Below are 21,572 nucleotides of genomic sequence, written 5' to 3'. Positions count from 1 at the left end.
TGGCGCTGCTCGCCACTGGATCACAAACCATGACCAATGACGCCGTTATTCGTACTTTGACCCGAAAATCGGAATAAGCTCAGTCTTGTTCAGACTTAGGAGAATCGATGACCGATTCCTGGCCAGCGCATGGAAGCAAGACCATGCTATGGAAATCCTCGGGCCGCCCACCCCGTGAGGACCGCGAATTCACGGAAGTGGTCGCCTCCCTGCCGCCCCGGATCTCCGACCTCTGGTACTCCCCCAGCCGCGAAACCATAGTTGCCCTTGAAGAGGCGGCCGTAGCGGTTGCCTCCCTGGATGTCACAGCGAGCACCCGTATGGCCGCTATCAGCGGCTTCCTGCTGCGCAGTGAAGCAGTATCGTCTTCCAAGATCGAGCACGTCAACGCCAACCGCGAGGACTATGCGCGCGCCATGGTCGGGCTAAAAGCCAGTGACAACGCGCGATCCATGGTTGCTGCTGCAGACGCGGTGCAGGCGATGATCAACGCCGCGGGCCACACCGGCGAGATCCTGCTGAAGGACCTGCTCGCGGCTCATCACACCCTCATGAAGGACGATCCGGTGGACGGCCCAAACGCCGGGAAGGTGCGGGATGTTCAGAACTGGATCGGTGGCAGCGATTACTCGCCTCGCGGAGCTTTACACGTCCCACCCCCGCCGGAGCTCGTTCCCGACCTGATGGCAGACCTAATGGTCTTTTGCAACCGCAAGGACATCCCGATCATGGCTCAGGCCGCCATCGCTCACGCCCAGTTTGAGTCCATTCACCCCTTCACAGACGGCAACGGACGCATCGGGCGTGCTCTAATCGGAGCGATCTCCCGTCGTCGCGGACTCACCAAGAACACCGTCACACCCATTGCCTCGGCGATGGTCGCCAACGTCGACATGTACTTCAGCCTGATCAACAACTACCGGACCGGCGATGTTGACCCTTTCGTCCTGTATCTGGCTCAATCAGCTCTCCACGCTTCGGATGCGGCACGTGAATCCGTATCAGCCTTGGATGCCCTGCCTGCACAGTGGGTGGAGATGGCGAAACCCCGAAAGGGGTCTGCCGACGAGAAGATCATCCCCTGGCTGCTCGAGCGGCCCGTGTTTGTGGCCCACAGCGCCGCCTACGCTGCCGGCGTTGCTGAGAAGTCGGTGTACGGCGCTCTGGAACGGCTCACCGAGGCCGGAGTCATCAGCTTGGTCGGGACATCCCAGCGCCACCGGGCCTGGGCTGCAACGGAAGTCTTGGATGAGGTCGACCGGCTCAACAAGCGGCTCGCCGAGAATGCGCCCACGGCAGCAAAGTGACGCAAAGACAGAAGCGGCTGCCCAGGGGTCGGACCACGGACCCCTGGGCCGTGAACGCACAAAACTGGCTCCGTACACATTAGGTTGGACAGGAACACCTGCGAATTTTCGATCCATTTGGGGAGCATCATGGCCGAGCAGCAGAAGTCATCAATAGAGACGTAGCCAGCCCTTCGCGGTGCCAGCGCGATTGGCGTCTACTCTTCGCGGTCGATCTCCAAGTAGCTGAGCCCGCTCAAATCCAGCCAGTATTTGGTTGGTGTTTGGACCAATCGCAGCAGCACGCCCTGGCAATCGCGGCACCGGACCACAATTCCGGGCGCGTCGGTGAAGACCATGGTCTCGCCAAAAGCCCTGACTGACCCACAGTGCGTGCAGCGTCCGAGCGCCGCGATGATGTCGATGCGGAACACTTACCCGTGATGCACCTCCGCAGCGCAGCTTCCCCGGCCAACGACCGTTGATGCCCCAACCATAGGGAACCTCTGGTCTAGGGTTGACGAGACTGAGCCAGTGCCTGGGTCACTTACAAGAATCCCTGATTTGAGGTGAGCAAGCTGTCGTCGCTCCAGTGGTGCTGGTCATGGCCTTCGTTTGGTTGGAACTGCTTCCCGGACTACGACTCCTCCTGGCACCAGGTCACACCCTGGGCCAGTGGATCGGCCAACATCACGGAACTCACCGTCAACGGGCTGGTGGACGGCAGGCTGGACGGCGGACCTAAGTCCGCCGTCCAGCACTGGACGGGCTTCCGTCTGGCTACGCCGTTTCCTCACATGGAACGTCAAAGGGCTTTTGTGGCATGGATTTCACTTTTCGAGTGGGGATTCGACGTGATCGGCCAATTTTCTGTCCTGGTGTTGACGCAACAGTGCCGCGACCCTGAGGGCGTCACCGCTGGGGGCCGTGGACTTTGCATCCGGACGGGCCACAAGCAGATACAGAAGGCCGGTTCCGCTGACGATCGCCAATCCCGTAAGGACCGTCCAATCGGACAGGAAATCACCCGTGCTGCCGGGCAAAGCTAACAGCACCATGGCGAACACGCCGTATGCGAGGGCGGCGACATTGATGACGAATCCGGCGGCCCCGAGGCTGAACGGCCCAGCCGGACGCCAGCCCTTGATCCTCTGCCGGAGGGATGCGAGCACCACGGACTGGAACGCTACGTAGATGCCGAGAACCGCAAAGGACGTAACCTGTGTCAGAAGGCCGTCAGAGCCAAGATAGATGATGATGCACAGCAGCAGCGGGATGCTGCAGGCCACGATCAGCGCATTGGTGGGCACTTTGGCGGTCCCGGAGACCTTGGACAGCCACCTGTGTCCGGGCATCATTCCATCACGGGCGAAGGAAAAAATAAGCCGGCTGGCCGCAGCCTGGAGGCTGAGGACGCACGACAGGAACGCGGTAATGGCGATGACCAGGAACACCTTGGCGCCGATGGGGCCCAGTGCTGCCTCCAGGATGGCCGGGATCGGGTCGGCGTCCTCCCCGTTCACGATCTCCTGCAGGTTCGGTGCTGCGAGCACGTAGCCGCAAAAAGAGAATAGTGCAGATATGCCACCCACGAAGATGGTCATGACCATCGCCCGTGGGATACGACGCGCAGCATCGCTTACTTCCTCGGCCACATCACCGCAGGCCTCGAACCCGTAGAACAGGAAAAGCCCGGCCAGGGCGGCGCCCACGAAAGCAGTCGCGTAGCTCTCATTCCCCTGGACGCCCATGGAGTCAAAGAAAACACCGAATTCCTGCTTACGCTGGAAGATCAGGAGGTAAAGACCCACGGCAATGACTCCAACCAATTCCGCGACCAGGCCGATCCGTGCCACCCGGCCCAGGGTCTTGGTACCGGTGAAGTTCAAGGCCAGCGCCACGCCCAGCAGGAGGATCGATAGCCACAGCGTGGCCTCCCGAGTCAATTCGAGGTCAAAGAGGCTTGCCAGGAACCCGCTGCCGAACTGCGCTACGGAGGTGATGGTGACAATCATGGCCCAGATGTAGATCCAGGCCGACATCCAAGCATACCGTCGGCCCCACAGCCGACGGGTCCACGGATAAATACCACCGTGGATGGGGTACTGCGAGACCACCTCACCGAACACCAGAGCCACCAGCAGCTGGCCTCCTCCGACGATCAGGATCCAGAATACCGACGGCGGACCGCCGGTAGACATGGCGATGGCGAACAGTGAGTAGACGCCAACCAATGGTGAAAGGTAGGTGAATCCGAGCGCGAAGTTTGCCCACAAGGACATCGACCGCTCGAAGGTGTCCTGGTATCCCAAAACTGCGAGATGCTCACCATCACCCATGCCACTGGGCGTCGCCTGGGGCGCCTCCTGCCCGTTACCCACGGTGATCGGTTCCGATGTAGCTCATGACGTGCTTGATTCGCGTGTACTCTTCCAGACCGTACACTGAGAGGTCTTTACCATAGCCGGATTGCTTGAAGCCGCCGTGAGGCATTTCGGCGACGAGCGGGATATGGGTGTTGATCCAAACGCACCCGAAGTCCAGCTTCTTTGCGAACTGCATTGCCCGTGTGTGGTTCTGGGTCCAGACTGACGATGCCAGGCCGTAGTCTACGTCGTTGGCCAACTTCAGGGCTTCGGAATCTGTCGAGAACTTCTGCACAGTCACGATGGGCCCGAAAACTTCTTCCTGCACCAGTTCGTCGTCCTGCCTTAAGCCGGACACTACTGTGGCCTCATGGAAGAACCCCACGGTTCCTTGGCGATTGCCCCCTGTTTCGATTACAGCATGTTCGGGCAGGCGCTTGATGAAGCCGGCAACTCGCTTGAGGTGTTCGGCACTGCTGAGCGGGCCGAATAAAATGTCCTCCTCCAACGGACCGCCGGTCTTGGCGTTTTCCTCCACTTCAGCGGTGAATGCGGCCACGAACTCGTCATGGACGCTTTCGTGCACCAGCAGGCGTGTGGCCGCCGTGCAATCCTGGCCTGCGTTATAAAACGCAGCCGGAACAATTCCTTCCACTGCTGCCGGAATATCCGCGTCCTCGAAAACGATGACAGGCGCTTTTCCTCCGAGCTCCAAGTGAACACGCTTGACGTCCGCGGCTGCAGCTCCAGCGACTTCCATGCCTGCCCGAACCGAGCCGGTGATGGAGATCATCCCGGGAATTTTTGCCGCCACCAAGGCACGGCCGGTGCTCCGGTCGCCGAGAACTACGTTGAAGGCCCCGGCCGGAAGGAACTCGCTGGCTAGCTCGGCGAACAGGAGGGTGGAGCCCGGGGTGGAATCCGAAGGCTTAAGGACTACCGTGTTCCCGGCGGCAAGGGCCGGGATGACCTTCCAGGTAGCCATCATCAGCGGATAGTTCCAAGGCGCCACCTGGCCGATGACACCTATTGGCTCACGCCGGATATAGGAACTGTGGTCCGCGAGATACTCGGCCGCTGCACGTCCCTCCAATGTCCGGGCGGCGCCAGCGAAGAACCGGATCTGGTCTATCAAGACATCGATCTCATCAGAGATGATTCCGGCTCGGGGCTTGCCGGTGTCCGCACATTCCAACTCTGCGAACTCCTCGGCGCGGGACTCAACGGCGTCTGCAATGCGCAGCAGGGCTCGTTGCCGCTCGCTGGGGGTAGTTTCTCCCCATGCTTCAAAGGCAGCCGAGGCTGCGGCATAGGCGGCAGCGACGTCCTTTTCGTTGGAAATAGGGGTTCGGGAGATGACTTCCTCTGTGGCTGGATTGATGATGTCCAGCTTTTCGGTCGCCGAAGACTCCACATAGTTGCCGTTGACAAAGTTTTTTAGCTCACGCACGCTCATGTGTTTCTTTCCAGGAGTCGAAATTTAGGAGGGCCGCGTTCTGGCGCCAGTGACGCACTTCACAGCGTAAAGTGAGACTACACCTAAATCATCTGGAATGGGATGTTAAACCAATTTATTCTTTCTGCATCAGGAGCGAAAACTCTGTCCCTGGGCACGCCAAGGCCTTCCAGCCGTGCTCGTCGGCGCTGGTACTTGAAACCATGGAGCCGACACGCAGCGCAGGAGAAACCGATAGAATGACGCGGCCATTGCTACTGACGAGCGCCACGGCCGTTTCCGCCCTACGAAGCAGCGGCATCAGCTCCTGCTCCAACCGCCTGACGAGGATGTCTACCCCGACCACACCTTGCACCGATTCCGAGCTTCCTACAGGAACAGTGATGGTTAGTATGTAGTCACACGTGCATAAATGGTCCACGTAAGGGCCCGTGATGTGGCCAGATCTAGTGGCTGCAGGAATGCGGTACCACTCGAAAGCTCTGAAGTCTCGCAGGTACTCCGTGTACTCGCGCGAAGCCAGGTCCAGCCTGCTGGGGGTTGTGGTTGTGCCTAGCAGGGGATTCTCCTGCAGTGGTCCCAACCACCAGGCAAAGTGGAGAGCCTGCCCCAATCCCGTTTTCGGAGCCGAAATAAAACCAGCTCCGATCAACAGAGGGTTCTCAGCGGTCAACTCGGGTTCCACCAGGGAATAAACCAGCGAGTCGATTTGAACATTTGACTCGCCGTTCCCTGCTTGTTCGATAGACGTTCGCCAGGCTCCAAGCAGGGAGAAAACGTTTGCGAAGAGGGCGCCAATACCAGCGGAGCACTCGCTCCCGCGTTCAGCCGGTGGCCTGTTGTTCCTCATGGCCATCGCTCTCCTCCTGTTGCTCAATTTTCTCTTTTGCGGCCAACAACCAACCGGACAGTTCCCCCAGTTGGCGGCGCACCAGGGCACGGGACTGCTCAGGATCGTGAGCCGAAATGGCTTCGGCAATCTGTACGTTCTGGTGGACGAGGTTCCGGCGCAGGTCCTCGTCGGCAAGGCCGAGCCAAAGAAGGGAACCGAATTCGGACTGCATGCGAATCTGTTCCCGCACAAGGCGCGGAGACTGGCTCATTACGGCGATTTCAAGGTAGAAACCGCCGGCATTAAGAGCAGCGCTGGTCTTGGCAGTGAAGTCTGCATTTTCAACCCAGAGCCTAAGGCGCTCGGATTCCTCGTCCGATGCTAACTCGGCGGCACGTTCGGAACAGCCTGCGCTGAGAACTGCGAAGTAAGTGGCACTGTCCTGGATGTCAATACGAGCCAGATTGCGCAGGCGTGCCCAACGCAATGCCTCCGGGGCCTGCAACGCAGGCAGAACGAAACTTCCACCTTCGCGTCCGCGTCGGGTCTCCACGACGCCGGCATTGCGCATAGCGCTTAATGCCTCGCGCGCCGTTACCAGGGCCACTCCGAATCGTTGTGCTAGTTCGGCTTCACTGGGCAGCCGGTCCCCGGGAGCGAGAACACCCAGCAGGATCGCATCAGTGAGCCGTTGGGCAACCTGCTCTGAACGCCCGACGCCGGACAATTGTGCAAAAATCGCCGTCCTGGCTCCTCTGGAGGGGGACGAGTCCATCCCTGAAGTCACAACCTGATGGCCCGACTTGCCGGCGTTTTCGCAGAGGAACATGAACTATCATCCATACCGTCACTGTATCCGCCACGACGGGGCTTTGTGTAACACCTGATGTGAGCTTGGGATGCGGATGCTCCGTGAGGCCGTCCATCTACCTATCGCGCAATTCATGACTGGCGTGGCTCCAGGCATCTATGTCGTCGTGAAAGGCGAGGTATAGGTTTGCAATCGTTCGTGAACTCGAGAGCGACCCGCCCACCAAAGTTTCGACCTTCTTCAATCGGTACCGAACGGTGTTGGGGTGGACGAACAGCACGGCGGCCACCTTGGCAACGTCCAGATCGTTCACCAGGTAGCAGATGGCCGTTTGTTTCAGTTCGCTGTCGAGATTGAGAGCTTCAACAAACCTGTTCAGCTTGGCTTTATCCTGTGGAGACAGCCGACGTGCAAGGAGCCACGTGGCCGGGTCCACTTCATCCAGCCGGACGATTCCTCGGTTAGCACCGGAGGCGCTGGTCGTTGCTGCCTGGATTTGCCGGCGGGCAATTCCAGCTGCTGCTTCTGCTTCCCGGAAAGACTCGGGCGTCCTGGCAAGATCGGAGTATGGCTCAGACAGGCCGACGAAAACAGACCTGCCCGTCAACTCCAGCCAGGCGTCCAGGGCTGATGAGTTGGAGACCACCGCATGAAAGCCTGGTGGGCTCTCGGGGGTCCTGCCATTCTCAGCCAGCAGAAGCCCGAGCCCGCTGGCTTCGGCTCCCCGCAATAGTTGTGCCGTAAAGGAAGGGCTAATGGGCTGCTGTTCGAGATTTGCAGCAACAACCGCTCGTAGCGGCTCATAGGGTGTGAATCTGAATGCCCGCATCCGCTCCCAGTGCCTGAACTCGCGGGCCACTGGCACGCCGTCTTGCAGCATGGTCAGCAATTGCGTGTTTTCGTGCCGTTGTCTCGAATCTGAGAACTGAGCGATTCCATTCACTGCCGCAAGAAGTCGCTGCGTCGTTTCCAGCAGTAGCTCTCCGAGATCCTTCAGTACGCGGTGATTCCTGCTGGCCACAGCAACAACAAAGCCGTCGCCTCGAAGCACCAGTGGCCGGGACATCACTCCCCATTGCCCTATAACAAAGACCTCAGACGCATTAGTGCCGTTACGCAGCTCTTTCCAGATCAAGTGGGTGGGCCCGTCCCCGGAGGATTCGACGATTCGTCCGGAGTCCTCGTAAAGCACCGCCGCGCCCCGGCATGCCATGGCCAGTCTGACGATGAGAGCGTGAACGGGGTTCTCAGCAGAGATGCTTTGCAGCAGATCATTACTTAGCCACAGTGCCCGCTTTTGGAGGTAGGCGTCAGGAGACGCTTGGGACTGGTTGATGAAGTTTTCGATGCGGTAGAAGGGAACGTCGAGCGCCACCGTGTATAAGGGGAAATTGGCTTGTTTGCATGCTGTGACCAGCACGGCAGGCACTTGATCAAAGTAAACCCCGACGCCGAAAAAGAGGGCCGCTACGCGGGCTTTCGCGAGATTTTCCACAAGTTTCAGGGCTAGCCGCCCGTCCCTATCGGCGTTTATGAAAGGCAATCCCGTGGTGAGCAGGACCGTGTTCGGCTCCAGCCAGCCTGCCGGATCCTCGATGTCGCTTGTGTGGGCTCCTGTTATGACAGCGACCGGGTTGCCCGGGATCAAAGGAGTTAAGCCCAGTGGAGCTTCTGACACCACGTCATAAAGTGTCACGGGAGACTCGGAGGGCATCTTGACTCCTAACGTCAACGTGACGGAGCGCCGGGCTGAATACTGATTGTAATTCTGACAAAGGTGTCTGCTCCTTAATTTTAGTTTCGCCAGTGACAGGGGTCACGTCGCAGCGGATGGTTGTTGGTACCCAATCAGCACCCTGGAGGAACATAGATGTCAAATCTCAGAGTCGCCGTTGACGTCGGGGGAACATTTACCGACGTCTGCATTTTCGACGAAGAAACACAACGCATGCGTGTCACCAAAGTTCCGTCGACACCGGCGGACCCCATGCTGGCCATTCTGAGCGGGGTGGAACGTGCCGAGGTCAACCTGGCGGACGTGTCGCTGTTCTCGCACGGCACCACGGTAGCAACAAACGCGTTGATTACCCGGAATTTTCCGCCAGCTGCCATGGTAACCACGAAGGGCTTTAGGGACGTCATCGAGATCCGGGACGGTACGAAAGATGACCTTTGGGACGCGTACAACGACGTAACCGGACCCTACATCCGCCGTCGCGACAGGTTCGAGGTGACCGAGCGTATTGACTACGCTGGCAACATAGTCGCTCCCCTCGACGAAGAAGAAGCCCGCCGTCTGGCCTCGGTGCTTCGTAAGCGAGGTGTCACGACCGTGGCAGTCTGTTTCATTAACTCCTATGCGAATGCCGAGCACGAAATTCGGATGCGGAAGATTCTGGAAGAGGAGCTTCCTGACGCCACTGTCTCCACTTCGGCCGAGATTCTCCCCGAAATATTCGAGCACGACCGCTTTAATACAGCCGTCTCCAATGCCGTGCTCGGGCCCCTGGTATCCGGCTATGTCAGCCGTCTGGCCGATGAGCTCAAAACCGGCGGATACGAGGGTGACCTGCTGCTCCTGCATTCCGGCGGCGGTTCCATGACCCCGCGCATGGTCAAGCGCTATCCGGTGCGCCTGGCAGCATCAGGAATCGCTGCCGGTGCCATCGCGGCGAAACACATCGCCCAGCAATGCGGTTTCGAAAACGCGGTGAGCCTGGATATGGGCGGCACGTCTACCGATATCGCGTTGGTGTCCGACGGCGAGCTACGCATCACTAAGGAATGGCAGGTCGAATATGGCCACCCCATCGTCTTCCCCAGCATCGAGGTTCTCACTATCGGCGCCGGCGGCGGCTCGATTGCGCACATTGACATTGCAGGTTCGCTTCGCAACGGCCCGCAGTCCGCGGGTGCTGACCCCGGACCGGCCTGCTACAACATGGGTGGTGAAGAGCCGACCAACTGCGACGCCAACGTGGTCCTGAACAGGCTCGGATCTACCCTGGCCGGCGGTGCGAAGACATTGGACAGGGGCCTCTCACAGGCTGCGATCAAGCGCGCCATCGCAGAGCCCCTGGACATGAGCGAGGCGGAGGCGGCCCATGCCATCCTCCAGGTCGCGAACGCCAACATGGCCGACGCCGTTCGGCTGATTTCCATCCGCCGCGGCTACGATCCACGTGACTTCGCGCTACTCGCGTTCGGCGGAGCCGGAGCCCTGCACGGCGTGGAGGTGGCCAGGGAACTGAACATTCCTACCGTCGTCGTACCGCCCAACCCCGGCGTCACGTCCGCGCTGGGCTGCCTCCTGGTCGACATCAGGCACGACTTGTCCGCGATGTACACGGCCCTCGCAGCTGAGGCTGATCCGGAGGATCTGGAGAGCCAGTACAGGACGCTCGAGACGGAGGCCACGGCCCGGCTCCGCCATGAAGGTGTAGCCCCCGAGAATTCCATCTTGCAGCGGATCATCTCCATGCGCTACCAGGGCCAGTGGCGTTCTTTGGCCGTGAACATGGGCACTGGCGATGGTGCCCTTGAAGAGGCGATCCAGAGCTTCCACCAGCAGCACGAGCGCGAATTTGCGTTTCGACAGGATGACCAGCCCGTGGAGATATACCAGCTGCAGCTTTCCGCTGTGGGCAAGACGCCCAAGCCCTCCTTCGCTCCGGCGACGAAGCGGGTTGCCAGGCCGGGCAAGCCAGATTCAATCCGGCCGGTGTACTTCGGTGAGGACGGATGGGTCAACACGCCAGTCTATGACCGCACCAAGCTTGGCGCCGGGACGACATTCGACGGTCCCGCCATCATCGACCAACTTGACTCCACAACGGTCGTGCCTCCGCGCACCACCGCGGAGATCGATGAATGGCTTAATATCCGGATCTACCTCACAGAGTTCAAAGACGAGCAGGAAGCCTAATCATGACCGACGTGATCACAACGCCAGATCTCCATGTCGCGCACGCAGGTGCACGGCACGCATCGGGCCTTGACCCTGTGACGTTCGAGGTGCTGAAAAACGCCTTCGTCACCAGCGTGGACCTGATGAGCGAGCAGATCTTGAGGACTTGCTACTCCTTCGTTATTTACTCCCGTGACTTCTCCTCGGCACTCTGCGACGCGAACGGAAACACCGTCATGCAGGGCAGCGGCGACATCGCCGTCCATGTCGGTACCCTGCACTTCCAGTGCAAGGCCGTCATCGACGAATTCACGGACGATATCCATCCTGGCGACGTTTTCGCCATCAACGACCCCTACCGCGGCGGCACGCACTTCAACGACGTCAGCTTCATCCGGCCGATCTTCTCCGAGGGGGAGGTAATCGCCTTCGCACAGAACAAGGGCCACTGGGCCGACATCGGTGGCAACGTTCCCGGTTCATTCGACGTCAATGCCAAAGAACACTTCGGCGAAGGCCTGCGCATCACCCCGGTCCGGATCTGGAGCAAGGGTGTTTTCCTTCACGACGTCGCCCAGCTCCTGGTCTCCAACACCCGTGCACCCCGCCAGGCGATGGGTGACCTCCACGCCCAGTCAGAAGCCACCGCCGTTTGCGAACGGGAAGTCCTCCGGCTCGTGGACAAGTACTCGAAGTCGACAGTTGTGGCAGCAATGCAGGAAACCCAGGACTACGTTGAACGGATCGTCCTGCGCCGCCTGGAATCCCTGCCCCAGGGAGTGTGGGAGACCACAGACTACATCGACTTCGACCCTGGCAAGGGCGAAGGCCTGGTGCCCATCAAGATCAAGCTGACGCTGGACGGCAAGGGCATCCACTACGACCTGACCGGTTCCGCGCCCGCCGTCGAAACCTTCCTCAACTCCGGCTACGGCACCACTCACTCGGCAATCTACGCCGGCACCAAGACGTTCTTCCCAGACGTACCGCTGAACTCCGGCTTCTACGCGGCTGTCGAAGCAGAAATTGGGCCGGAAGGCACCGTGGTCAACGCCGGTTGGCCGTACGCCGTCACCGGTTTCTGCTCCGGCCCTTACGAAAAACTCATGAACGGCATATTCGAGCTATGGTCCCAGATCATGCCCGAGCGGGCCATGGCATGTGCGTTCAACCTCGAGTACCTCCTAGTGGGCGGCCGTGACGGCCGCACTGACGATAGCCCCTACTTCATGTGGTACGACTGGATGGCCGGCGGCTGGGGCGGCCGAGCCTCCAAGGACGGTGCCAGCGCCACCGCCCCGGTCTTCGGCCCCGGCTTGGCGGTCCAACCCATCGAAGGTCAGGAGCGGTTGTCGCCGGTCCTGACCACTGTGCACCAGATCGGAACCGACTCCGGTGGCCCGGGCAGGTTCCGCGGTGGGCTCGGAATTGAAAAGGGCGGGACCCTCGTCGACGCGACGCAGACCGTAGTGAGCTACTGCTGTGACCGCGCACGCTCCATCACTTGGGGCATCGAAGGCGGCTTGCCATCGATCCCCCACGGTGTCTGGATGAACAAGGGCACCGATCAGGAAAAGTTCCTCGGTTCCAACTTCTCCGCGGTTCCGCTGCACTCCGGGGACTCATTCACACGCCCATCCGCTGGTGGGGGCGGCTTTGGCGATCCACTGGAACGCCCCTACTCCGAAGTCCTCGAAGACGTCATTGATGAGTACGTTTCCATCGAGCGGGCCGCGAAAGACTACGGCGTTGTCATCCGCGAAATTGACCGCGAACTGGACCAGTTCGAGATCGATCAACCAGCCAGCACCGAGCTGCGCCAGCTGATCCGCGCTGACCGCACGGGATGGTTGATGGCGGACCCGGACGTCGTGGCACAGAAGTACCGGGCGGGAGAGGTGGACATGCTCGACGTGATCCGCCGCCACGGCGTCATCCTGGACTGGGGAACCGGAGAGCTGTTTCCCGAGACCACGTCAGAGTTCCGCAAGAGCATGGAAAAGCGTTCCGCGTCCCACTGGCACTAAGCGCCATCCAACCAACACTGGGCCCGCGGCGCTGATCGCGTCCGCGGGCCCGGCTGTATCCACATTCCATGAACAGATCTGAAAGGCACGAAATTGTCTTATTCAAACTACGTTCTACCTGCCACTGAACGGGCCGGCAAATGGTCGTTGACGATGGCCTGGTGGGCAGTGTTCTCCGCCATGTTCTGGATCTACGTCGCAGTAGCCTCCGCCGGGGCAGTGGGGGTGGTCGACACCATCATCGGCATGGTGCTGACCATCGTCACGTACGGTGCCATCAATTTGGTGCTCTCACGCTTCGCAGCCCGCACCGGACTGACCGTCAGTCTTTTCTCACGGAGCCTCTTTGGTCTGGTGGGCTCTGCGCTGGCGTCGCTGATCTTTGCGGCCACGGCCATCTACTACGCCGTCTTTGAAGGCTCCATTATCGCCGTCGCGTTCCAGCAGTACTTCGGCGGCAGCATGGTCATCTGGTATGCGGTCGTGGTCATCTACGCTGTTCCTCTGGCGCTGGGGGGTGTGCAGAACTGGCTCGACAAGCTCAATGGTTTGCTCCTGCCGCTCTACCTCGCAGGCCTGATCGCCGTCGTCGTGGCCTCCACCATGATTCAGGGCGCCCCCACCGATTGGATCGGTGCTGCGGCTTCTTCCTCGGCACTACCCGGCTGGCTGACCTCATACCTTATCTACATGGGCGTTTACATCATGATGATGTACACCTTCGACTACGCCAGACTAGGACGTCACCGCGACGAGAAATTCCTAGGAACAGTGGCGTTCGGCTGGGTCTTCTACGCCTTCACCTTCGGTCTCAACGGGCTGGTGGGAATTTACATCATGAGCGCCTGGAAGCTGGACGCCTCGGAAACAGGAGTGGTCCAGGCGTTCATTTCTTCACTGGGGTTTGCCGGGCTGCTCGTTATCCTCATTTCACAGACCCGCATAAACACCGCAAACTACTTTCTGGCCTCAGAAAATCTGTCAGCCTTCGCCAGCCGCGTGTTCAGGCTCAACCTGCCACGCTCTGTCTGGGTCATCGTGTGCGGGGCGCTGGCCTTCCTGCTGATGCTCACCGACGTCCTGAGCTACCTCCTCAAAGCACTGGCCTGGCAAGGCGTGTTCGTAACAGCTTGGGTTGCCATAGCACTGGTATTCATTGGCCTTAACTGGAAAAAGCAGGCCCTCGTCCCCGACATCCGGCCGGCCAACCTCAAGGCAGTCAGCCCTGGAGCGGGCGCGTGGGTCCTTGCATCAGCAGCCGGAATTGCCCTTACGGAGCAAACGATATGGCCACTCGCGGCCCAACTCGCACCCGTAATTACCATGGCGTTGGCAGCAGGCTTCTACTACGGCGCGTACAGGCTCTCCCCGCCACAAATGACCAGTTCAGGGGAGACCATCGATCCAGTCGAGGAAGATCTGGATCCGGCCATTAGGTAGTAGACCTTTTGGCGGCACTCTTGTTCCCACGGCATCCGAACTCCACCGCGCCAACCTGGCGTGGTGGAGTTCGACCCGTGGTTCCAAAGACATAGTCGCCCAGGTTCATCTGCGGCTGGCGCAACGCTAGACCGTGCAACTATTGAGCCATGTCTGGGGATACCTCGACTGGTCGTCCTTGGGAACGGCACGCACGTCTCAGATGTCTGGGCCGACCTGGAAGCCGGCGTCTCTTTCGATGAAGCGCACCGAAAGATTGACTATGAGCCCGATCCTCCTTTTTATACGTCCCGCATCACCGGGGTCGCGGACTTGTCCGCTGATGGCGCCAGCAGCTTCGTGACCTCTGGTGCCGTCTCGGACGCGCGGTGGCCCGGCGTTTACGTTGGAGGGTGACAACTTTCAAAACGGAGTGGTCAAAAACAAGAACGATTGAGACCTCGGTGAAACAGCTTGACTGTGTGTCTGGACCACACGGTGGTGGCAAGACGAGCATGCCAATCGGCAAATTAAACGGGGTGACAAGGGTAGTTGCCGTTGCCTGGCACACAGTCTGCATCGATGAGGAGCCCCAGCTGCATGGTCCCCGTTGCACCCGGGCCGCGCTGCCGGGTTCGCCGTAGAAACGCCGGCAGTTACCGAAACGCTCCAATGCCTGTCAGCTTCTGGCCGAGGATGAGGGTGTGGACCTCGTCAGTGCCTTCGTACGTACGTACGGATTCAAGGTTGTTCGCGTGGCGAAGGGGCGAGTGTTCGAGGGTTATACCGTTTCCGCCCAGGATTGTGCGTGCTTCACGACAAATTTCGATAGCTTCTCGGCAGTTGTTGAGCTTGCCCACGCTGATCTGATGATTCTGCAGTTTGCCTGCGTCTTTTAGCCGTCCGAGGTGCAGAGCGAGAAGGAAGCCCTTGTTGATCTCCAGCGCCATGTTCACGAGTTTCTGCTGGGTCAATTGGTAACCGGCCAAGGGCCGTTCGAACTGGAGCCGATTCTTGGAGTAGTCCAGGGCAATTTCGAAGGCGTCGCGCGCGGCGCCCATGGTGCCCCAGGCGATGCCGTATCGTGCCTCGTTGAGGCAGGTAAATGGGCCGCGGAGGCCAGTGACATTCGGCAAGACCGCGTCGCCAGGCAGCCGTACGTCATCCAGGGTGATTTCACATTGGACAGAAGCGCGCATTGACAGCTTCGGCTGAATTGGGGTGGCGGTAAAGCCACGAGTCTGGGTTGGCACCATGAATCCGCGTATGCCATGGTCTGTCTGAGCCCATATGACTGCCACCTGGGCCACGTTGGCGAGTCCGATCCACCGCTTGGAGCCGGTCAATATCCAATCCTCGCCGTCGCGGCGGGCAAAAGTGGCCATGGCAGAGGGGTCTGAACCGGCGGTGGGTTCCGTAAGGCCAAAGCATCCGATGGCGGTGCCAGCCGCCATTTGGGGAAGCCATTCCTCTTTCTGTTCTTCAGAACCGTGCTTCGAGATTGCTGACATGGCCAGAGAACCCTGGACGGAAACGAAAGTGCGGATGCCCGAATCGCCGGCCTCGAGTTCGGCTGCGGCCAACCCGTAGTCCACTGCGCTTCCCCCGGCGCAGCCGTAGCCTTTCAAATGCATTCCGAGCAGGCCGAGTTTGGCGAGATCAGGGACGATTTCCAGCGGGAATCGCGCTTCTTCATACCAGGTGGCGATGTTCGGTTTGATTTCCTCCCGAACATAATTCCGGACCCGGTCGCGCAAGGCGATTTCCTCCTCCGTGAGGAGCGTATCGAAGGAGATCAGGTCGGAGGGCTCGAATGCGGTAACAGCCTCGATCTCGGCGGAACTAGGGGCGAGAGTCATGATGTGGTCCCTCCTGGGAATGAACGACTTCTGAAAGCCTGGAATTTTGAGGGGTAGAGATGAACGCCTTGGTCTGGGCCTGCCGCAGCCAGTCCAGCACGTCAACGGTGTGCTCACCGAGCGCTGGTGGGGCCTGAGCCCGGGGCGGCAGTGCCGGCGTCCAGGTGATCGGATGGCGGATCTGGCGGCCGGTAACGTTCCCGCGGGCGTCATGGACATGAATGGTCGGCTCCAGGCCCAAGGATTCGGCGTATGCGATTCCTTCATCTATCCCGGCCACGCGGCCGGCCGGTACTCCCACAGATACCAGCCGGTCCTGCCATTCCTTCGCTCCAGCGCCTGCGAGCCCGGCTTCCAACAGTTTGACAAGCTCCCGCCGATGGCGGACCCGCGCAGAGTTTGTGACAAACCGGGGGTCAGCGGCAAGCTCCGGATTGCCGATGGCGCGGCAGAGCTTGGCGAACTGCGAGTCGTTACCAACGGCAACGGCCAGTGGGTCATCACCTGTGGCAAGAAGTTGATAAGGGACGATGGAAGGGTGGTCATTGCCCAGTCGCGCAGGAGTAACACCGGCGCCGAGGTACGCCTGACCCTGGTTGGCAAGGGCGCCCTGGAGGCTCGATAGAAGATTGACTTCGATCCGCCTGCCCCGACCCGTGGAATTTCGCTCGGAAAGGGCTGCGAGGATACCGATCGTGGCATCTTTCGCCGTCAATACATCAACGAGGGCGACGCCCACTTTATAGGCGTCGCCCCGCGGGTCACCGGTAATACTCATCAATCCGCCGACGGCCTGCACTATGAAGTCGTATCCGGGCAGATCACGGCCGCCTTCCGAGCCAAAACCCGAAATTGATGCGTACACCAGGCCTGGGTTCTCCTCAGCCAGTGACTCATATCCGAGGCCCAGCTTGGCGAGCCCTCCGGGTTTGAAGTTCTCCACCAGGACGTCGGCGCGGCGTGCCAGTTCCCGGGCAAGCTCCAGGTCCTCGGGGTTGGTCAGGTCAAGGGTGACTGATTCCTTATTCCGATTGACGCTTTCGAAGTACGTCGCACCTGTCACTGAGGAAGGTGGCGCCCACTGCCGTGTGTCATCCCCGGTTCCGGGGCGCTCAACCTTGATGACCCGGGCACCGAGATCGGCCAGGGTCATTGTCGCGAGCGGACCGGCGAGCACGCGGGAGAAATCAGCGACGACGATCCCCGCCAGTGGTGCGCCAGAGCCCGCCCGCGACCTCATCGCCGCCCCCGCCGCCTTCCCCGGAAAATCATGACAATACCGACCGAACGGATGCCTCCAACACTGCAAGGCCTTCGTCGAGGACGTCCGCTTCGATCCCGAGCGGAGGCAGCAGCCGGATGATGTTTCCGTTGGTCCCGCACGTAAGAGTCAGGACACCATAAGCGTTGGCTGCCTTCGCGGCCGCAGTGGCAAGGTCTCCACGGGGCCCTGAGGAATCGCGGAATTCGATCGCCATCATTGCACCCCTGCCGCGAACGTCTGCGACGCCGTCGAGTTCGACGAGCGGCTCCAGGCGGCGCCTGACTGCGGTTTCGATGGCTGTGGCGTTCTTCAGGAGCTTGCCGTCTTCGAGGAGTTCGAAGACAGCCAAAGCGGCTTCACAAGCTACGGGGTTGCCCGCGTAGGTCCCGCCGAGACCACCTGTGTGGACAGCGTTCATCAGTTCGGCGCGGCCGGTAGCGGCTGAAAGCGGTAATCCACCGCCAAGAGCTTTCGCGGTCAGCGTGATGTCGCCGGCAATACCTTCATGCTCGGACGCGAACAGTTTGCCGGTCCGGCCCATGCCCGCTTGGATCTCATCGATAACCAGTACGATGCCGTGGCGGGTCGCGATTTCACGAATGCCTTCCAGGAACCCGGGGGCCTGGACAATGAAGCCGCCCTCGCCCTGAATGGGTTCGATGACCATAGCGGCGAATGTTTCCGCGCCGTGTTCTGCCAGAAGCGCCTCGATCTGTTCCAGTGCCTTCCCCGGTCCGTCAGGAGAAGTGTGGGCAGGCGCCGTCGGTCCGCGGAAGACTGAGCCCGGCAGCGGTCCGAAGTTGAGCCGGTACGGGTTCTCCTTGGCCGTCATCGCCATTGTGAGCTGGGTGCGGCCGTGGTATGCCTCGTCGAAGACGAGAATGTTGGGGCGGCGAGTGGCTGCCCGGGCGACCTTAATGGCGTTTTCTACAGCCTCCGCACCGGTGGTGAACAGTGCGGTCCGCTTCTCGAAGTCGCCGGGGGTGTGCTCGTTGAGCCACCGGCAGACTTCAACGAAGGACTCGTATTCGGTCACCATGAAGCAGGTGTGGGTGAAGCGCTCAAGCTGGGCGGCGGCGCGCTTGGCCACCTTGGGGTTTGCAGCGCCAACGCTGGTCACGGCAATGCCTGAGGCGAAATCAATGAGATGGTTCCCGTCCACGTCTACGAGCAGCGCGCCCTGGGCGTGGTCAATGAACACGGGCAGGGTGATACCAAATGCGTTGGTGACGTGCTGGCGGCGTTCGGCTTCCAGCTCGCGGGAACGCGGGCCCGGAAGCTCGGTGAGCAAGCGGCGTGCTGCGGCCTTAACGGAGGCCGGATCTTTGGCCAGGTTGGCGGCGAGTTCTGATGTGACAGTCATAGATTCTCCTCGTGTGGTGTTTTCCACCATAGGGATAGTCCGTTGCGATGTCGTTGGATAATCTGTTCAAAAATGATCAAGGAACAGTCTCAACGTACAAAAGGCTGTCGCCTATGCTTTACCCATGATCACCCTCGCAAGGCTTGTTGAGGCTGCAAAGCGCGACTTGGCGCCCTACTGGCCCATTCCGCTTCCCCGGGTTGAACTAACGGGAGTGCACGTCTCGGAGCTGGAGGATCCCACGATGTTCCTCTACGGCGGCGAACTTCTCCTCACTGTCGGACTGCAGCTCACCGGCCTGGATGGAGACGCGCGCCAAGAGGCGTCCAAAAACTATGTGCAACGTCTGGTGGAAGGCGGCGTGGCCGCTCTGGGTCTCGGTCTGGGCTCAGGACATGCCATGGTGCCGGACGAACTGCGGGCGGCCTGCGTTGAGGCTGGCCTTCCTCTCCTGACTATTCCCCGCGAGTCTCCCTTCCTTGCCGTGTCGCGGGCATACTGGGAGCTTGTCAGGCAGGGCGGCGAAGCCGAACTCACGGCTCTGCTAGGGCTTCAGGTTGCACTGACGCGTGCCTCTGCACAGGATGACGCGGAACCGGAGATCGTCAGGGAATTGTCCCGCGCTCTAAGGACCTGGGTTGCATACCTGCCCGAAGGCGACAGGCTCCCTTCGTCGGCCGCTAACGGAGCTGAACTCCCGCCGGGACTGCTGGCCGAACTCACCCGGGAATCTGCCATCTTGCGGAACGCGCGTCGAGGTGCCACAGGGAACATACAGCTGGCGTCAGGTGTGGCTTCCCTGTACCCGGTATCGGACGGTCCGACCGCCTCTGGCTATCTGGCGTTAGGCAGAAGCGGGCAACTGGCCGCTGCCGAGCGACACTTGTTCCTCACCGCATCCACGCTCTTGGCTGCCAGAGCAGCCGGACAGCGCAAGGCCGAGGCTGAGCGCCGACGCGCTGAGGGTATGCTCGCGGCCTTGGTCCTGGAGGGACATGACGATGCGGCGCGGTTCCTTGCAAAGCAGATGGACTCTGACCCGCTACCGGAAACAGCCTTCGTCGCCGTCTTGCCCGATAGTGAACAGCTGGCGGCCCAGCAGACTCTGCCCGGGCTGGTACTCGAACGTTCAGGAGTCGTGTTTGTGCTTCAGGCAGCATCGAGCCCGTATCCGACGCTGCCGAAAGGTGTCCGCGGTGCCTGGGGTGGTCCGATGCCGCTACGGCGCCTTCACGAAATCGGAGCGCAGTTGGCCCAGGTTGCTGCCTCTGCGCCCGCCGGTCAGCTGATACGCGTTGGTCACGGCCTCGACCTGCCGGCCGATGAATGGGTGGACGCATTGGCTTCCCACACCGGCCAGCTACTTGAAACGGTCCGCTCCTACCTAGCCCACCGTGGGCAATTTGAGGCTGCCGGGCGCGAACTGGGAGTGCACCGGAACTCGGTCCGTTACCGAATCGCACAGGCCAAGGAACTACTGGGGGTTGACCTGGATGATCCCGATGTATCCGCCCAGCTATGGCTCGCCCTTAGAGGGCGCTCCCAGACAACCCGGAACGACTAAAGGCACCGCCTGATCCAGAGGCCGGAAACTACTAGCGACGGCATGAAGCGACCCCTGACGAAGCTGCCTATCCCGCATACATAGGGGCCTCCCCTAATCGCGGCTATACACCGGCTCCTCCACACATTTGACGTTTCGTACAAAGGAAAGCGCCTAAATCGACTTTCTGCACCGTGACGCAGCCCTCCCGACTGCCTAGTCTCAATGGAAAGTGCACAGCTTTACTGCACCACTGAGAGGACAATCGTGACGATCGAAGATACGAAGTCATCCGCGAGCACGGCCACGGCCACCAGGACGATACGCGGGGCCGTACTTGAATCCATTGGGTCAAACCAGCCTTACGCGGACACCCGTCCCATCCATGTGCAAGACCTTGAACTCGAAGGTCCTGGCAGGGGCGAGATCCTGGTCCGCATCGAGGCGGCCGGCGTGTGCCACTCTGACCTCTCCGTCGTCAACGGGAACCGGCCTCGACCGGTGCCGATGCTGCTCGGGCATGAGGCGGCCGGCATCGTTGAGGAACTGGGCGAGGGTGTCAATGACATCTCTTTGGGCCAGCGCGTCGTTATGACCTTCCTCCCCCGGTGCGGTGAATGCTCGGGATGCAACTCCAACGGCAAAACGCCGTGCGAGCAGGGCACTGCATCCAATACGCAAGGGACGCTGCTGGGCGGGAACCGCAGACTCTCCCGTGGGGGCCGCGAAGTCCAGCACCACCTTGGAGTCTCGGCATTTGCCACCCACGCCGTGGTCTCCCGCCGCTCGGTTGTGCCGGTCGGGTCCGACGTCCCGGCGCACATCGCTGCTTTGCTCGGATGTGCGCTTCTCACCGGTGGAGGAGCCATCCTCAATGTAGCCAAGCCAGCGCCGACAGCCCGGGTGGCCGTCGTCGGTCTTGGCGGCGTAGGCATGGCGGCACTCATTACGGCCATTGCCACCGGAGTTGAACACGTCGTTGGAGTCGATACGTTGCCGGCCAAACTGGAAGCCGCCCGGAATCTTGGTGCTTCGGATGCGATGACCTCAGCTGATGCCCTGGAACGCGGCGAAAAGTTTGACGCCGTCATTGAAGCTGCCGGACACCCGCGTGCTCTGGAAGCTGCTATCGAACTGACAAAGCCCGGCGGCATCACTGTCACCGTGGGATTGCCGGCGCCGGGCCAGTCGGTCTCCATCGACCCCCTTACCTTGACGGCAGAGGCCCGGTCGATCGTGGGCAGCTACCTCGGCTCGGCAGTCCCTGAACACGACATCCCGATCTACGAACAGCTCTGGCGATCAGGCCAGCTGGCCGTTGAAGGCCTGGTCTCAGACACTATCCCGCTCGAAGAAATCAACCGCGCCATGGACACGCTCGACGGCGGCCACGCACTGCGCCAGATCATCACCTTTTCCTGACACCCACATTCCAGCTT

General features: G+C 60.6%; 15 protein-coding genes. 6 read left to right on the top strand and 9 right to left on the bottom strand.

The annotated features are described in order from the left end of the window. The first annotated feature begins 107 nt into the window (after positions 1-107). Positions 108-1,307 carry a Fic family protein gene (locus VUN82_05510; GenBank protein ID XAS73301.1) on the top strand — a complete coding sequence of 400 codons (1,200 nt, stop codon included), beginning with the start codon at positions 108-110 and terminating at the stop codon, positions 1,305-1,307. Between the two features lie 197 nt (positions 1,308-1,504). Here VUN82_05510 and VUN82_05505 read toward each other — a convergent pair whose 3' ends face one another. The 6 genes from VUN82_05505 to VUN82_05480 all read right to left on the bottom strand — a co-directional run bounded on the left by VUN82_05505 (position 1,505) and on the right by VUN82_05480 (position 8,465). Continuing rightward, positions 1,505-1,720: a DUF6510 family protein gene (locus VUN82_05505; GenBank protein XAS73300.1), complete on the bottom strand. Its 216-nt coding sequence runs from the start codon at positions 1,718-1,720 to the stop codon at positions 1,505-1,507. A gap of 396 nt (positions 1,721-2,116) precedes the next feature. Next, positions 2,117-3,667 carry an amino acid permease gene (locus VUN82_05500; GenBank protein XAS73299.1) on the bottom strand — a complete coding sequence of 517 codons (1,551 nt, stop codon included), beginning with the start codon at positions 3,665-3,667 and terminating at the stop codon, positions 2,117-2,119. Further along, complete coding sequence (locus VUN82_05495; protein XAS73298.1) at positions 3,660-5,108, bottom strand: gamma-aminobutyraldehyde dehydrogenase; 1,449 nt, start codon at positions 5,106-5,108, stop codon at positions 3,660-3,662. Before VUN82_05495 ends, VUN82_05500 begins: the two co-directional genes overlap by 8 nt. A gap of 115 nt (positions 5,109-5,223) precedes the next feature. Beyond that, positions 5,224-5,958, bottom strand: a complete 735-nt coding sequence (locus VUN82_05490; protein XAS73297.1) for a cache domain-containing protein — start codon at positions 5,956-5,958, stop codon at positions 5,224-5,226. After that, the gene (locus VUN82_05485; protein ID XAS73296.1) at positions 5,933-6,715 is read right to left on the bottom strand and encodes a GntR family transcriptional regulator; all 783 of its coding nucleotides are present in this window, start codon (positions 6,713-6,715) and stop codon (positions 5,933-5,935) included. Before VUN82_05485 ends, VUN82_05490 begins: the two co-directional genes overlap by 26 nt. Before the next feature lie 151 nt (positions 6,716-6,866). Then, entirely contained in the window at positions 6,867-8,465 is a 1,599-nt protein-coding gene (locus tag VUN82_05480) for a helix-turn-helix domain-containing protein (protein ID XAS73295.1), read from the bottom strand. 156 nt (positions 8,466-8,621) lie between these two features. Here VUN82_05480 and VUN82_05475 point away from each other — a divergent pair, with 156 nt between their 5' ends. The 3 genes from VUN82_05475 (at position 8,622) to VUN82_05465 (ending at position 14,125) form a co-directional block, all read left to right on the top strand. Next, positions 8,622-10,676, top strand: a complete 2,055-nt coding sequence (locus tag VUN82_05475) for a hydantoinase/oxoprolinase family protein (GenBank protein XAS73294.1) — start codon at positions 8,622-8,624, stop codon at positions 10,674-10,676. A gap of 2 nt (positions 10,677-10,678) precedes the next feature. Continuing rightward, the gene (locus VUN82_05470) at positions 10,679-12,685 is read left to right on the top strand and encodes a hydantoinase B/oxoprolinase family protein (protein ID XAS73293.1); all 2,007 of its coding nucleotides are present in this window, start codon (positions 10,679-10,681) and stop codon (positions 12,683-12,685) included. A gap of 93 nt (positions 12,686-12,778) precedes the next feature. Next, entirely contained in the window at positions 12,779-14,125 is a 1,347-nt protein-coding gene (locus VUN82_05465; protein XAS73292.1) for a permease, read from the top strand. Between the two features lie 635 nt (positions 14,126-14,760). On the opposite strand, the gene VUN82_05460 is transcribed toward VUN82_05465, so the two are convergent. From VUN82_05460 to VUN82_05450, 3 genes are read right to left on the bottom strand one after another with little or no spacing between them, the layout of a single operon-like run. Then, a complete protein-coding gene (locus VUN82_05460) occupies positions 14,761-15,963 on the bottom strand; it encodes an acyl-CoA dehydrogenase family protein (GenBank protein XAS73291.1) in 1,203 nt (400 codons plus the stop codon). Next, positions 15,947-17,203: a CoA transferase gene (locus VUN82_05455; protein ID XAS73290.1), complete on the bottom strand. Its 1,257-nt coding sequence runs from the start codon at positions 17,201-17,203 to the stop codon at positions 15,947-15,949. Before VUN82_05455 ends, VUN82_05460 begins: the two co-directional genes overlap by 17 nt. Before the next feature lie 28 nt (positions 17,204-17,231). After that, positions 17,232-18,590, bottom strand: a complete 1,359-nt coding sequence (locus VUN82_05450) for an aminotransferase class III-fold pyridoxal phosphate-dependent enzyme (GenBank protein ID XAS73289.1) — start codon at positions 18,588-18,590, stop codon at positions 17,232-17,234. 124 nt (positions 18,591-18,714) lie between these two features. Here VUN82_05450 and VUN82_05445 point away from each other — a divergent pair, with 124 nt between their 5' ends. Further along, the gene (locus tag VUN82_05445) at positions 18,715-20,154 is read left to right on the top strand and encodes a PucR family transcriptional regulator (GenBank protein XAS73288.1); all 1,440 of its coding nucleotides are present in this window, start codon (positions 18,715-18,717) and stop codon (positions 20,152-20,154) included. A gap of 252 nt (positions 20,155-20,406) precedes the next feature. Then, on the top strand, positions 20,407-21,555 hold the full coding sequence (locus VUN82_05440) for an alcohol dehydrogenase catalytic domain-containing protein (protein ID XAS74618.1): 1,149 nt from the start codon (positions 20,407-20,409) through the stop codon (positions 21,553-21,555). Positions 21,556-21,572 lie beyond the last annotated feature (17 nt).

It is taken from the genome of Micrococcaceae bacterium Sec5.1, assembly GCA_039636795.1.
GTDB lineage: Bacteria > Actinomycetota > Actinomycetes > Actinomycetales > Micrococcaceae > Arthrobacter.
Note: the sequence above shows the minus strand (reverse complement) of the source record. Positions and strands in the feature narration are given on the sequence as shown.

Excerpts from the sequence above, each read along its gene's own strand:
- VUN82_05510 (XAS73301.1), top strand. The coding sequence starts at position 108 with ATGACCGATTCCTGGCCAGCGCATGGAAGCAAGACCATGCTATGGAAA.
- VUN82_05495 (XAS73298.1), bottom strand. The coding sequence starts at position 5,108 with ATGAGCGTGCGTGAGCTAAAAAACTTTGTCAACGGCAACTATGTGGAG.
- VUN82_05490 (XAS73297.1), bottom strand. The coding sequence starts at position 5,958 with ATGAGGAACAACAGGCCACCGGCTGAACGCGGGAGCGAGTGCTCCGCT.
- VUN82_05485 (XAS73296.1), bottom strand. The coding sequence starts at position 6,715 with ATGGACTCGTCCCCCTCCAGAGGAGCCAGGACGGCGATTTTTGCACAA.
- VUN82_05480 (XAS73295.1), bottom strand. The coding sequence starts at position 8,465 with ATGCCCTCCGAGTCTCCCGTGACACTTTATGACGTGGTGTCAGAAGCT.
- VUN82_05475 (XAS73294.1), top strand. The coding sequence starts at position 8,622 with ATGTCAAATCTCAGAGTCGCCGTTGACGTCGGGGGAACATTTACCGAC.
- VUN82_05470 (XAS73293.1), top strand. The coding sequence starts at position 10,679 with ATGACCGACGTGATCACAACGCCAGATCTCCATGTCGCGCACGCAGGT.
- VUN82_05460 (XAS73291.1), bottom strand. The coding sequence starts at position 15,963 with ATGACTCTCGCCCCTAGTTCCGCCGAGATCGAGGCTGTTACCGCATTC.
- VUN82_05455 (XAS73290.1), bottom strand. The coding sequence starts at position 17,203 with ATGAGGTCGCGGGCGGGCTCTGGCGCACCACTGGCGGGGATCGTCGTC.
- VUN82_05450 (XAS73289.1), bottom strand. The coding sequence starts at position 18,590 with ATGACTGTCACATCAGAACTCGCCGCCAACCTGGCCAAAGATCCGGCC.
- VUN82_05445 (XAS73288.1), top strand. The coding sequence starts at position 18,715 with ATGATCACCCTCGCAAGGCTTGTTGAGGCTGCAAAGCGCGACTTGGCG.